Raw genomic sequence first — 14142 nt, 5'->3', positions numbered from 1 at the left:
GCAATGACGAAATCGAAAGGTATGTATGAAGCAGAAATTAGTAAAGCAATTACGCAATGGGAAAAAGATTTTCTTGGACGTGGTTCGTTGTCAGTAAAGACAGATATTCTACGAGATATGATTATCGTCAACTTACAAGGTATTTTGACGCCTGCGGAGTATCGTGTATGTGAAACTCAAGAGGGATTACTTAACATTAAACGTACACGCTCAGAACTGGTGGAATCTGGACAAGATGATTTAATGCAACTTGTTTTCAAAATCACAGGTACTGAAGTTAAAAGCTTCCATAGTGATTTAAGTACAATTACTGGTGAACGTATTATTGTTTTTAAATTAGATAAGAACCTTGAAAAATCACTTTAAAATAAAATGTTATAAGTACGAGAAGAGATTAGGAAATGTTATATAAAAAATAATTCCTAATCTCTTTTTTTACAAGCGAATTTTTATCATTTATTGTAAAATCTAACTAACATTAAAAGAGAGATAGAGATGCGAACGAATCAATTCAATCAGAACCTCTTACTCATTATCATTTGTCCGACTATTCTGATGCTAGAGGTATAAAAGGGCAATACGATCAATGAGTTAAGTTAAGTAGTCAACATATTGATGAATGAATTGTGTGATACATCTTCAAACTTTAATGAATATGAAGAACGGATATATTATTTGAAAGAGTTTTCATAAAATATTAGTATCAAATGTAGTAAAGGAAAAACAAATATGAAAAATAAATTAGAAGTATCGCCAACTAAAACTATTTCTATGTTTGTTGTTGGATTAATTATTTTTATAATAACGGCAATGAATGTCATTTATCATACCACACTAATGCAAAAATTAGATTTAAACTCATTACATGAGTTGACCAACTATTTTGGTAAACCTAGAAGACACTATGACGGTACAATTTGGCATAAAATGATGACGTTTTGTGCTAATTTTGGAGAAGTAAAATCCATTCTCTACATAACGTTATTTTTAGCACTTATCTTAATTTTTAAAAATTATAAACTTTCATTGTGGTTATTAGTTACGATTTATACAGGAACTTATGTTAATTTTTTAATTAAACAAATAATAGCTCGTCCTCGTCCGTATAACCATCTTTTAGTAGACCATGGATATTCATTTCCAAGTGGTCATTCAAATGCCAGTACATTATTTGCTTTAGCTATACTCTTAGTTGTTATTCCACTTATTAAAAACAAAGCGATACGATATAGTATTGCTATAGTTGTCGTTATATTTTGGATAGGCGTATTAAGTTGTAGGTTATATTTCCACGCTCACTATCTAACTGATGTCATTGGTGGTTTTTCGTTAGGAATGATTTGGGTTGCTTTATTTTCAATGACGTTACCACTCTTTAATATTAAATTAAGAAAGAAGTAAAGCTTAAGTTTCATAACATAAGTATTTTAAAAGGGGAGAATACTATGAAAATCAAATCACCACATCCGATTTATTTAGAAGGTTCAAGAAAAGAAGCGATATTATTACTTCACTCATTTACAGGAACTGTTCGTGATGTAAAACCATTAGCTAAGGCGCTTAATGAAGAAAACTTCACATGCTTTGCACCAAATTATCAGGGACATGGCTTACCTTTAGACCAATTTACTCAATTTACGATTCAGGATTGGTGGAATGATGTATTAGAAGGGTATCAATTTTTAAAAAATAAAGGGTTTGACACTATTTTTGTAACGGGGATCTCACTAGGGGGACTATTTACATTAAAGTTAGCTGAGTTATTTGATGTTTCTAAAATAGCAGTGATGTCTGCACCAAGTGAAAAAGAAGAAAAAAGTATTGCGTGGCGTATGGAACGTTATGGTCAGCGCATGAATCAATTATTGAAATTTGATGAAACTACTTCACAACAACAACTTGGAACAATTCAAGACTATCAACCACATATCGCAGAATTTAAAGCATTTATTGAGATAATTTCTAATGAATTAGAACGTATACATGTTCCCGCTCGTATTTTGTATGGTGGTAATGATGATGCCTTTTATCAAAATAGTGCCCATTATATTTTTAATCATATTGATAGTAATAACAAAGATTTAACATGTCATCCGTTAAGTCGTCATTTAATGACTTATGGAGATGGACATGAAGACGTTATCACTCAAGTTGTAACTTTTTTTAAATCTGAATAAAGGAGTAATAAGATGAAACGTACATTCTTACTTATATATACAACGGTTTCTGGAACTACTTATAAAGAATTTAAAACGTTCCAAGATGGTCCAGACTATGACACATGCATACAGCGTATTATTGATGAATTTGATGAATTGGCCTATTTATTTCTAAAAGATGACTCACAAGTTCATTACATTAATGTTGATCATATCGAAAGTTTGAATATTCAAGAAGTAGATGAAGGTCAATCCATAATATATGATTTTGAAAAATAAATGTAACAGTAAGTTTAAACGATAAGAATAGTTGAGAGATGTCATTTACATCTATTCTTATCTTTTTAATACTCATTTATATGCATATTGCACTATTTAGTCAGACATGTTAGAGTAGAACTTAATCGCACACATGCTTTAACGCGTTAAAGGGAGATAGAAAATGAGTAATCAATCACAATGGAAAACATCAACCGGATTTATTCTAGCAAGTGCTGGTTCTGCTATAGGATTAGGCGCAATGTGGAAGTTTCCATATATGGCTGGCATTTATGGTGGTGGCGCTTTTTTATTTTTATTTTTAATCTTTACTATTTTTGTAGGATTACCGTTACTGATTATGGAATTTACGGTAGGAATAATGGGGCGCACTTATACGACTCGAATTTATAGTAAATTAACAGGAAAAAAATGGTTAAATATTATTGGGTGGAATGGAAATTTAGCTGTTTTTATTTTATTCGGCTTTTATAGTGTTATCGGTGGCTGGATTGTTATATATATTGGGAATGTGTTTTTACAATTATTATCTGTTGAACATACGTCATTAACTCAAATTAAATTTGAAAAAATAATTAGTAACCCGTGGTTAACTGTGTTGGGACAGGGTATTTTTATTCTTTTAACAATGATTATCGTTATGCTAGGTGTAGAAAAAGGTTTAGAGAAAGCTTCTAAAATTATGATGCCCTTATTATTTGTTTTTCTAATTATTGTTGTTGCTAAATCATTGACATTAGACGGAGCATTAGAGGGCGTTCGCTATATATTACAACCGAGAATAGAAGATATTTCAGTTAAGGGTGTCTTATTTGCATTAGGTCAATCGTTCTTTACACTATCCTTAGGCACGACAGGTATGATTACATATGCGAGTTATGCGCCTAAGGAAATGACGATTAAATCTTCCGCCATTTCAATTGTTATTATGAATATTTTAGTTTCTGTATTAGCAGGACTTGCAATATTCCCAGCTTTAAAAACATTTGGTTATGCACCTCAAGAAGGACCAGGACTCTTATTTAAAGTGTTACCGTTAGTATTTAATCAAATGGGCTTTGGTATTGTATTTTATTTAATTTTCTTAATTCTATTTTTATTTGCGGCATTAACGTCTTCTATTTCTTTATTGGAATTAAATGTCTCAAATTTCACTAAAAATGATAATACTAAACGAAAAGCTATATCAGTTATTGCAAGTATATTAGTATTTATTATTAGTATCCCAGCAACACTATCATTTAGCAGTTTAAGTGGAATTAAGTTTGGAGCGGGTACAATTTTTGATAATATGGATTTTATCGTATCGAATATCTTGATGCCATTAGGAGCATTAGGAACGACATTAGTTGTAGGTCAATTATTAGATAAACAAGCATTAAAAGAGAGCTTTGGGAAAGATAAATTTAAACTTTTTGTTCCATGGTATATTTTAATTAAATATATGATGCCCATTATTATTATATTAGTTTTTATTGTTCAATTATTTTAACATTAACAAAAATAAACAGAGTCTAGAATACAAATCGTTGTTCTAGACTCTGTTTAGCATAAAGATAATTTGAATTACATATTTTCAAACGTAACATCTTGTTTATGTAATTCTTTTAATATTTTTTCAGGAATTGAAGAATTATTAATAGTGACATGTTTAAATATACAATCTTTTATTTTTACATTTTCAAAATGACACAAATCCATAGTGACATTTTCAAAAATCACTTTTTTAAACGTGACGTTATCAAATTTTACATTACGTATATTGCTATTTTTAAAAATAGAATGTTCAATCGTTAATGTATTAAAATGATTTTCATCAAATGAGGTAACAGTTAAATTTGATTTACTAATCAGCGTCTTGAAAAAATTTACATTTTCAAAGATACTTTTATCAAAATTACAATTGATCATTTTTGAATTTGAAATAGTGCTTACATTCCTAAAAATACCTTCGCTAAAATCACAATGTTTAAAGTGACTTTTATTTACTTCAATTTCGTCGTACATTGAGTTTCTAAATGTACTATTTTTATAATTTAAATTTTTATAATCATCCTTAGTAAAGACGGATAAAGATAAGTCTGCTTTAGATGTCATCATCGATTCTCCTTTGTACGTTGATTCATCGTAAAATTTAATTCATTTCCAGTAGTTCACTTTTATCATAATATGAGTACTTAAACGCAATAACTAATTACATTTTACATAAAGAATCTAGCTTTTTGCAATAAGATATAAGTTAGCGTATAATTCGTAGCGGTTGAGTAAGAATTAAAATTAAATATTGGAAATGAATATGATTATAGAAAGTAGGTATGTTCAGACATTACATGAGTGTATTGAACGAAAGATATGATTACTTATGATTTAATAGGACAAACGCCACTAGTATTATTAGAAAGTTTTAGCGATGAACATGTACAAATTTATGCGAAGTTAGAACAATTTAATCCTGGTGGAAGTATTAAAGATCGACTAGGGAAATATCTTGTAGAAACTGCGCTAAAAGAAAAACGTATTGTAAAAGGAGATACCATCGTTGAAGCTACAGCTGGTAATACAGGAATTGGATTAGCAATGGCCGCTAATCGTTATCATTTAAAGTGTGTGATTTTTGCCCCAGAAGGATTTTCAGAAGAAAAAATTTCAATTATGCGAGTATTGGGTGCTGAAATCAAACGAACACCTAAAAATAAGGGAATGATTGGTGCACAAAAAGAAGCGCGTCATTATGCTGACAAATACGATGCAGTATATATGAACCAGTTTGAAACTGAACATAATCCAGAAGCCTATACGCATACACTTGGAAAAGAAATTACAGAGGCATTACCACACATTGATTATTTTGTAGCTGGTGCTGGATCTGGAGGAACGTTTACCGGTGTAGCTAAACATTTACAACAATTTAATGTTAAAAATATTATTGTTGAACCTGAAGGCTCAGTCTTGAATGGTGGCAAAGCACATGCTCATGATATTGAAGGTATTGGCTCTGAAAAATGGCCGGTATTTTTAGAAAAATCTATCGTTGATGATATTATTACAGTTAGTGATAATCAAGGATTTGAAAATGTAAAACGATTAGCTAAACAAGAAGGACTACTTGTTGGTAGCTCATCTGGTGCAGCATTACAAGGTGCTTTAGATATTAAACGTCGTATTGATAAAGGTATTATTGTAACAATTTTTCCAGATGGCAGTGATCGTTATATGTCAAAAAAAATATTTGAATACAAAGGAGAATAATAATGAAGAAAAAAACACAAATGATTCATGGTGGACATACGACGGATGATTTTACTGGAGCAGTAACGACACCAATTTATCAAACAAGTACTTATTTGCAAGATGATATTGGTGATTTAAGACAGGGTTATGAATATTCACGTACTGCAAACCCAACACGTGCTTCTATTGAAAGCGTCATTGCGAATTTAGAAAATGGTAAACATGGATTTGCATTTGGTTCAGGTATGGCTGCGATTAGCGCTGTTATAATGTTATTAGATAAAGGTGATCATTTAATTTTAAATTCTGATGTGTATGGTGGAACTTATCGTGCTTTAACAAAAGTCTTTACACGATTTGGTATTGATGTTGATTTCGTTGATACTACAAATATTGAAAACGTAAAAGATTATATTAAACCAGAAACAAAAATGTTATATATCGAAACGCCGTCTAATCCTTTATTACGTGTGACAGATATTCGACGTGCAGCAGAAATTGCGAAAGAAAATCAACTCATTTCTGTAGTCGATAACACATTTATGACACCGTACTATCAAAATCCGTTAGATTTTGGAATCGATATTGTATTACATTCAGCAACAAAATATATTGGTGGACACAGTGATGTTGTTGCAGGTTTAGTCGCTACATCTAATGATGAATTAGGTGAACGCTTAGCATTTATTTCTAACTCTACAGGTGGTGTATTAGGACCACAAGATAGTTATTTATTAATTCGAGGAATTAAAACACTGGGGTTACGTATGGAACAAATCAATCGTAACGTAGAAGGTATTGTGAAAATGTTACAAGAACATCCATCAGTACAACAAGTGTTCCATCCTAGTATTGAAAGTCATCTTAATCATGATATTCATATCGCTCAAGCAAGTGGTCATACTGGCGTTGTTGCATTTGAAGTCAAAGATACAGAAGCAGCTAAACAATTAATTCGTGAAACACACTATTTCACCCTTGCTGAAAGCTTAGGTGCGGTGGAAAGCTTAATTTCTGTACCTGCTTTGATGACACATGCATCTATTCCAGCAGATGTGCGTGCTAAAGAAGGAATTACAGATGGTTTAGTTCGATTATCAATCGGTATTGAAGACACTGAAGATTTAGTACAAGATTTAAAACAAGCCATAGATACGCTAAATAAATAGAATATAGTGAAAGTATTAATGCAAGAGTGCAATAGAAATTGAAACGATATTTATTGTACTCTTGTATTTTTATTATGATATTTGGAACTAAAAGAGTAATTCAATACTAAAAATATCTGAAATTTTCAATTTTTTAAAAAACTATATTGACGCATCCTTAACTTTTGCCTATACTTCATATCATACGAATTTAATCAGAATTAGATAAGGGTGAACATAGTGATTGAATTTCAGGGTGTAAATAAAGTATTTCGAAAGAAACGAGAAACCATCCACGCTTTAAAAGATGTTTCTTTTAAAATTGATGCGCGTGATGTGTTTGGTGTGATTGGTTATAGTGGTGCTGGTAAAAGTACACTAGTACGTTTAGTTAACCAATTAGAACAAGCTACAGAGGGCCATGTTATTGTAGATGGACATGATATTAATACATATAGTGAAAAAGAACTTCGCAACGTAAAAAAAGATATAGGAATGATTTTCCAACATTTTAATCTTTTAAATTCTAAAACCGTTTTTAAAAATGTAGCAATGCCATTGATACTGAGTCACAAAAGTAATACTGAGATTAAAGAGAAAGTTGAAGAAATGCTAGAGTTTGTGGGACTTGCAGATAAGAAAAATCAATTTCCAGATGAGCTTTCCGGAGGACAAAAACAACGTGTTGCAATTGCAAGAGCACTTGTAACAAATCCTAAAATATTATTGTGCGATGAAGCGACAAGTGCATTAGACCCTGCGACAACAAGTTCTATTCTTCAATTACTTAAAAATGTGAATGAAACATTTGGGGTTACGATTATGATGATTACTCACGAAATGAGCGTGATTCAAAAAATCTGTAATCGTGTAGCTGTAATGGAACACGGGGAAGTTGTAGAAATTGGTACAGTAAAAGATGTGTTTAGTCATCCGAAAACGAAAACAGCACAAAATTTTGTATCAACAGTTATTAGTACAGAGCCTTCTAAAGCATTACGTGCCTCATTTGAAAGAGCAGATAATCATTATACAGATTACAGACTTTTCTTAGATAAAAAGCAAATTGATTATCCATTAATGAACGAGTTAATAAACCAATATGGTTTTAATGTAAATATTCTATTCTCGTCTATGTCAGATATTCAAGATGAAACGATTTGTTATTTATGGTTACGCTTTGAACACGATGCACAATTTAGTCGTGACACGGTAGAATCATATTTTAATGAGCGACATATTCATTATGAGGAGGTGCGTTAAATGTTTGGTTCAAGCATAGAGTCATCTCAATTAATGCAAGCATTGTATGAAACACTTTATATGGTAACAGTATCATTAATTATTGGTGCATTGATTGGTATCCCATTAGGTATTTTACTTGTAGTCACTCGAAAACATGGAATCTGGCCTAATGTCGTTATTCACCAAATTCTTAATCCAATTATTAATATTTTAAGATCTATTCCATTCATCATTTTATTAATCGCAATTGTACCTTTTACTAAATTAGTTGCAGGTACGTCAATCGGTACGACAGCTGCAATTGTTCCACTTACAGTATATGTAGCACCATATATTGCGCGTTTAGTAGAAAATTCACTTTTAGAAGTAGATGATGGCATTATTGAAGCAGCAAAAGCTATGGGAGCATCACCACTTCAAATTATTCGTCATTTTTTATTGCCTGAAGCATTAGGTTCACTTGTACTAGCTATTACTACAGCGATTATTGGTTTAATTGGTAGTACAGCTATGGCCGGTGCTGTAGGTGGCGGTGGTATTGGAGATTTAGCGCTTGTTTATGGTTACCAACGCTTTGATACATTGGTCATTATTATTACAGTTGTCGTTCTAGTTATTATCGTACAAATTATTCAGTCATTAGGTAACTTTATTTCTAGAATAATTCGCAGAAATTAGTTATTTAAATAAATTATTTTAATATTGGGAGGCAGTTTTTAATGAAGAGAATAATCGGTTTATTATTAGCATCTATTATTGTCCTTGCGGCATGTTCAGGCGGAGGAAATAGTAAGAAAGTAACAGTTGGCGTAGCATCAAATGATACTGCTGCTTGGGAAAAAGTAAAAGAATTAGCAAAAAAAGATGATATTGATTTAGAAATTAAGCACTTTTCAGATTATAACGTACCTAATAAAGCATTAAGTGATGGAGATATCGATATGAATGCATTCCAACACTTTGCTTTCTTAAATGAATATAAAAAAGCACATAAAGATGCAAAAATTGAAGCAATTAGTACAACCGTATTAGCACCTTTAGGCATCTATTCTAAAAAAGTAAAAGATATTAAAGATGTTAAAGATGGCGCGCAAGTGATGATTCCAAATGATGTTTCTAACCAAGCGCGTGCTTTAAAATTATTAGAATCAGCAGGACTTATTAAATTAAAAGATAACTTTGGTTTAAGTGGTACAACAAAAGATATTAAAGATAACCCTAAACATTTAAAAATTAAAGAAGTAGATGCTCAACAAACTGCACGTGCATTAGATGATGTTGATATTTCAGTTATCAACAATGGTGTAGCAACGAAAGCAGGCTTAGATGCTAAGAAAGATCCAATTTATTTAGAAAGTTCTACTTCAGATGCAGTTAAACCATACATTAATTTAATTGCCGTTAACTCAAAAGATAAAGATAATAAAACATACAAAAAAATTGTAGATCTATATCATAGTAAAGAAGCACAAGAAGCATTGAAAAAAGACACTAAAGATGGCGAAAAAGCAGTCGATTTATCTCAAAAAGAAATTAAAGACATTGAAGATAGCTTAAAATAGTAAGTTAAAAATTGTAGAATATCAATCGTTGTTTAGTCGTTTAGTATGTATCGTAGGTTAATGAATTAAAAATACACATATATCAAGCTTTTTTCGACTCTTGGAGTGGGACAGCTAATTCAAACATGAATTCTGTCTCGCTCTTTTTTTATATCATTTTCAATAGTATCATAAATTTTTGATTAAATATAATCACATTAAAAAAATCCTTATTTGCGTTATGCAATAATTAGACTAAAGAAATTGATTTTTATAAAGTTTTAAATTTATAAGTATCGTACTAAAATTTCATCATTATGTAATCAAATTGAAATGGAATATTATGATGAAATATATTAATTTATATAAGTAGACTACTTGAGTAGAAAAAATTAAAGTTAAAGCACTAGAATTAACGTAATAAAACTAAGCGTTAATACAACAATTGTCATGAGGACATGTCAAAGATAAGCATAAAATTAAGGAGGCGCTTATTTATGAATAAAAAAGTTCTTGCAACAGCAATTATTGGAACTGGGGCATTTAGTACAATATTTGCACATCAAGCAGAAGCAGCAACAACTCACACCGTAAAAAGTGGAGAATCATTATGGTCTATTTCAAATCGCTATGGTATAACAATAGCTAAATTAAAATCATTAAATGGTTTGACATCAAATCTTATTTTTCCAAATCAAGTATTAACTGTTTCAGGCTCTAGTTCATCCCATTCTTATAGTAATAACTCAAGCAGTACATATACAGTAAAAAGTGGAGATAGTTTATCATCAATTGCTAGTCGCTATGGTACAACGTACCGCCATATTATGGAATTAAATGGACTTCATAGCTTTTTAATTTTTCCAGGTCAAACATTAAAAGTTTCAGGGACAGCACGTTCGAGTAGCCACACACAAAGTAGCTCAAATTCATCTAGTTCTTCAAGCTACTATACTGTGCGTTACGGTGATTCATTATCGGGCATCGCTTGGAAATATAATACGACATATCAAAATATTATGCGTTTAAATGGGTTAAATAATTTCTTTATTTACCCAGGTCAAACATTACGCGTAAGCGGCACAGCATCATCAAGTAGTAATACAAATAGTACAAGTTCATCATCAAATTATTATTATCATACACCGATTTTTAATCATAGAAATTTATATGATTGGGGTCAATGTACATGGCATGTCTTTAATCGTCGTGCTCAAATCGGTAAAGGTATTAGTACATATTGGTGGAATGCAAATAACTGGGATAATGCAGCTGAAAGAGATGGCTATAGAATTGATTATCATCCTACTGTAGGATCAATTGCTCAATCAGATGCTGGCTACTATGGTCATGTTGCATTTGTAGAACGCGTCAATAGTAATGGAAGTATTTTAGTATCTGAAATGAACTTTAGTGCAGGTCCAGGAATTTTAACATATCGTACAATTCCAGCCTATCAAGTTAGACAATATAAATTTATTCATTAGTAAAAAAATGAAGGAAATGGGACAGAATTCATTTTGAATCCGTCGTCCTACCTTGGCAACGTATCCCTAATTTGCGTTGGACATAGACTTTCTTATTGAAAGTCTTTATGTTGGGAATCCGGGACTAGAATTGAAAAAAGCTTGATACAAGCGTATTTTTACTTCAGTCATCGACTGCCAATATATTAAAAATGCCTAAGACAATTCATTATGTCTTAGGCTCGTTTTTTTATTCGAAATGATAATCTTCTTTCACTTTTCTAAAGCTTGAAGCTAAGCGTGTCACATTAACAATAAATGAGATAAATGATGTGAATTTACGGAATTTACGTGGTGATCTCATAGAAACTATAAAATCGAACACAGTACCCGCTGTGCTAAGTGCTAGTGATAGATAAACTAAATTTTTATTTTTTGCACTATATTTAAGTCCATTATATCCATCCACAATAAATCCTGCTGTACTTACTAAACTAGATAAGCGTGAAAGTTTTGATTGTTTTGCCATCATACAAGACCTCCATAAAAATAAAAAACAAATCTGAATGTTATACCACTCATTAAGAATTTGTCCCAATGTTTGTTTTAATGTATGTTAATATCATACTAAATTAAATTATTTTTTTGAAGTGAGAATATTTTAATAAGGATGAATAGAATGATTAAATGTGTATGTTTAGTGGAAGAAACAGAGGACCAAATTTTACTGGTACAAGTGCGTCACAGAGAAAAATATTATTTTCCTGGTGGGAAAATTGATGAAGGTGAAACGCTCTTAGAAGCTATTCAAAGAGAAATTGAAGAAGAACTACAACTTCATTTTTCTCAAGATGATTTTACATATATTGGAAAAGTGATTGGTGAAGCCTATCCTCAACCAAATACTTTGACCGAATTAAATGGATTTAAGGTTAATCGAAGTATTAATTGGAATGAAGTTCAAATTGATAATGAAGTTACTGATATTCGTTGGTTCAATAAATTTGATACACAATATATCGCACCAGCTGTAATTAAGTGGATTGAAACATTTTCAACATAAGTATTGAATAAATAAAACAGTGACATTTGATGCTTTCAATCATTAAATGCCACTGTTTGGTCTTTACTATTTTATATCTTCGTTTAAGGATGAAGTAGTAATGTGGTGATCTGTTTGTTTAAGTTGATGATATTTAATCAACCGAGCACTAACCCAAGCCGTGATAGGAATACTTAACGCGACTGCAATGCCACCTAATAAGATTGAGATAAACTCTTGAGCAAAAATTTTAGAATTTAAAATATGCCCAAATGAATAATGAAGTTGAAAAAACCAAAAGAATAATGTTAATTGTCCACCAAAATAAGCTAAATAAATTGTATTAGCGGAAGTAGCAAGAATTTCTCTGCCCACACGCATACCAGATTGAAATAATTCTTTACGAGAAAGATTAGGATTGGTTTCATTCAACTCATACATTGGTGAACTTATTGTAATCGTTAAATCTATTACAGCAGCGATGACAGCCAACATAATAGTAAAAACAGAGAATTGTAGCATATTTATATCAATATTCATTGAAAATATATAGGTTTCATCTTGTTGTTCTGTAGCAAAACCTTGTAGATGACCAAATTTTACAGATAAATAGACGCCTATGATAAGAAGCACTGTTGTTACTATCGTTCCGATAAATGCGGCTTGTGTTTTGATATTGTAACTATTTAAAATAAAAAGGTTACAAGCAGCAGTCACAAGACAAAAAGTAAAGGCTATTAGGTAGATTGGCATGCCAAACAGAATGAAAACAATACTAATAATAAGAATAATAAAATTTAAAAATAAAGTGAGATAGGAAATGAGTCCTTTTTTACCGCCAAGCAAAACCATTAAAATAAAAAGTAATAGTGCGAGTAAAAAAATTGTAGTCATCGACTTACTCCTTTCCACTTAAATATAGTGACCATAAGTCCTATGGTTATAGGAATGGTCAATACAATACCGATACCACCAGTCAGTGCACGTGTCATTTCTAGAGACCAGTTCATAGATATTGTGTAAGTAAATGTATTCGCATTTTTTAAGTAAATTAATACCATAGCTAGACTACCTGATAAATATGAAAATAATAAGATATTGGTCATGGTACCCATAATATCTTGGCCAATATGACGTCCAGCTAAAACCCAACGAGCCATTGAAATGTGAGGCGTACGCTGGAGAATTTCGTACATTCCACTAGAAATTGTAATGGCTACATCCATCACCGCTCCTAATGTTCCTATAAGAACAGAAGACATAAAGACATCTTTTGGAGGTAGCGTTAAAAAACTCATTGTTTCATATTTGATGCCATTACCACCTGTAAACTGAATTAATAATTCAGTAATCCCTACACATAAAAACGTTCCAGATAAAGTAGCAACTATCGTAACCCAAGTTCGTTTTTGCCACCCAGTTACTAATACTAATGTAAGAATAGTTGATAAAATAATGGCTATACTCATTAATAAAAATAAATTTGTACCTGAAAAAGTATTATGAATGCCTATGGAAACAATAATAAACGCAGTGTTAAATAGTAGAGATAGAATTGATTGTAACCCTACATTTTTGCCTACAATTAAAAGTGTCACGATAAATATGCCTACAATCGCCACAGTAAGGCCATCGCGTTTTTTTTCTAGAATGGTAGCGTCAGATGGACCTTTTTGTATATGTAATAATACTTTTTCGTTTTTAGCAAATTGCTCTGAATCTGCTTGAGATTTTACAAAATGATTATTAACAGTTGTGATCTCGTTTTTATACTTACCGTTTAGAATGCGTATAGTTAATCGTTGATTATATTTTGTGTCAGTATTATGATGCTCGTCTGTGACTTTTTGACCATGACTTGTTTCGATATTTGTGATTTTACCAATAGGTATTTGATAAAATGAAGCATTAAAAAATGTAAAAATAAATAATCCAATCATTATGAAAGTAACAATAATAATTAGACGATGAGTGTTTTTAATTTTAGAAACATGAAGTGTCTTTATATTCATTAAACCTAAACCTCTTTTT

At 31.2% G+C, this 14142-nt stretch carries 16 protein-coding genes; 12 read left to right on the top strand and 4 right to left on the bottom strand.

The window, feature by feature from the left end; all coding sequences use genetic code 11:
- Positions 1 to 3 precede the first annotated feature (3 nt).
- From NSU06_RS10910 to NSU06_RS10890, 5 genes are all read left to right on the top strand, one after another.
- The gene (locus NSU06_RS10910; protein ID WP_002447992.1) at positions 4 to 366 is read left to right on the top strand and encodes a DUF2294 domain-containing protein; all 363 of its coding nucleotides are present in this window, start codon (positions 4 to 6) and stop codon (positions 364 to 366) included.
- A 363-nt stretch (positions 367 to 729) separates the two neighbouring features.
- The gene (locus NSU06_RS10905) at positions 730 to 1401 is read left to right on the top strand and encodes a phosphatase PAP2 family protein (protein ID WP_017175187.1); all 672 of its coding nucleotides are present in this window, start codon (positions 730 to 732) and stop codon (positions 1399 to 1401) included.
- Positions 1402 to 1445: 44 nt separating this feature from the next.
- Positions 1446 to 2177: an alpha/beta hydrolase gene (locus NSU06_RS10900; protein WP_017175188.1), complete on the top strand. Its 732-nt coding sequence runs from the start codon at positions 1446 to 1448 to the stop codon at positions 2175 to 2177.
- A 12-nt stretch (positions 2178 to 2189) separates the two neighbouring features.
- Positions 2190 to 2438: a hypothetical protein gene (locus NSU06_RS10895; protein ID WP_017175189.1), complete on the top strand. Its 249-nt coding sequence runs from the start codon at positions 2190 to 2192 to the stop codon at positions 2436 to 2438.
- A 163-nt stretch (positions 2439 to 2601) separates the two neighbouring features.
- Complete coding sequence (locus NSU06_RS10890) at positions 2602 to 3930, top strand: sodium-dependent transporter (RefSeq protein WP_017175190.1); 1329 nt, start codon at positions 2602 to 2604, stop codon at positions 3928 to 3930.
- Positions 3931 to 4004: 74 nt separating this feature from the next.
- Here NSU06_RS10890 and NSU06_RS10885 read toward each other — a convergent pair whose 3' ends face one another.
- Positions 4005 to 4535 (bottom strand): pentapeptide repeat-containing protein, encoded by a 531-nt coding sequence (locus NSU06_RS10885; protein WP_017175191.1) that lies wholly within the window; start codon positions 4533 to 4535, stop codon positions 4005 to 4007.
- A 255-nt stretch (positions 4536 to 4790) separates the two neighbouring features.
- Here NSU06_RS10885 and NSU06_RS10880 point away from each other — a divergent pair, with 255 nt between their 5' ends.
- The 6 genes from NSU06_RS10880 (at position 4791) to NSU06_RS10855 (ending at position 11090) form a co-directional block, all read left to right on the top strand.
- The gene (locus NSU06_RS10880; RefSeq protein ID WP_017175192.1) at positions 4791 to 5687 is read left to right on the top strand and encodes a PLP-dependent cysteine synthase family protein; all 897 of its coding nucleotides are present in this window, start codon (positions 4791 to 4793) and stop codon (positions 5685 to 5687) included.
- A gap of 2 nt (positions 5688 to 5689) precedes the next feature.
- Positions 5690 to 6838 carry a bifunctional cystathionine gamma-lyase/homocysteine desulfhydrase gene (locus NSU06_RS10875; protein WP_017175193.1) on the top strand — a complete coding sequence of 383 codons (1149 nt, stop codon included), beginning with the start codon at positions 5690 to 5692 and terminating at the stop codon, positions 6836 to 6838.
- Between the two features lie 219 nt (positions 6839 to 7057).
- Positions 7058 to 8080, top strand: coding sequence for a methionine ABC transporter ATP-binding protein (locus tag NSU06_RS10870; RefSeq protein ID WP_070443497.1), 1023 nt, complete (start codon positions 7058 to 7060; stop codon positions 8078 to 8080).
- Complete coding sequence (locus NSU06_RS10865; RefSeq protein ID WP_017175194.1) at positions 8081 to 8740, top strand: methionine ABC transporter permease; 660 nt, start codon at positions 8081 to 8083, stop codon at positions 8738 to 8740.
- Between the two features lie 41 nt (positions 8741 to 8781).
- Positions 8782 to 9624 (top strand): dipeptide ABC transporter glycylmethionine-binding lipoprotein, encoded by an 843-nt coding sequence (gene gmpC, locus NSU06_RS10860; protein WP_002448016.1) that lies wholly within the window; start codon positions 8782 to 8784, stop codon positions 9622 to 9624.
- Positions 9625 to 10100: 476 nt separating this feature from the next.
- Positions 10101 to 11090: a LysM peptidoglycan-binding domain-containing protein gene (locus NSU06_RS10855; RefSeq protein ID WP_017175195.1), complete on the top strand. Its 990-nt coding sequence runs from the start codon at positions 10101 to 10103 to the stop codon at positions 11088 to 11090.
- A gap of 229 nt (positions 11091 to 11319) precedes the next feature.
- Here NSU06_RS10855 and NSU06_RS10850 read toward each other — a convergent pair whose 3' ends face one another.
- The gene (locus tag NSU06_RS10850; RefSeq protein ID WP_048762529.1) at positions 11320 to 11598 is read right to left on the bottom strand and encodes a hypothetical protein; all 279 of its coding nucleotides are present in this window, start codon (positions 11596 to 11598) and stop codon (positions 11320 to 11322) included.
- A 150-nt stretch (positions 11599 to 11748) separates the two neighbouring features.
- Here NSU06_RS10850 and NSU06_RS10845 point away from each other — a divergent pair, with 150 nt between their 5' ends.
- Positions 11749 to 12132, top strand: coding sequence for an NUDIX hydrolase (locus tag NSU06_RS10845; RefSeq protein ID WP_017175197.1), 384 nt, complete (start codon positions 11749 to 11751; stop codon positions 12130 to 12132).
- 66 nt (positions 12133 to 12198) lie between these two features.
- Here the strand turns inward: NSU06_RS10845 and NSU06_RS10840 are convergent, their stop codons facing one another.
- Positions 12199 to 13005: a YibE/F family protein gene (locus NSU06_RS10840; RefSeq protein WP_017175198.1), complete on the bottom strand. Its 807-nt coding sequence runs from the start codon at positions 13003 to 13005 to the stop codon at positions 12199 to 12201.
- Positions 13002 to 14123, bottom strand: coding sequence for a YibE/F family protein (locus NSU06_RS10835; RefSeq protein ID WP_017175199.1), 1122 nt, complete (start codon positions 14121 to 14123; stop codon positions 13002 to 13004). The genes NSU06_RS10840 and NSU06_RS10835 overlap by 4 nt, the downstream gene beginning before the upstream one ends.
- Positions 14124 to 14142: the final 19 nt, after the last annotated feature.

The sequence above is a fragment of the Staphylococcus sp. FSL W8-1270 genome (assembly GCF_038007165.1).
Lineage (GTDB): Bacteria > Bacillota > Bacilli > Staphylococcales > Staphylococcaceae > Staphylococcus > Staphylococcus hominis.
This window is presented reverse-complemented; position numbering and strand designations above follow the sequence as displayed.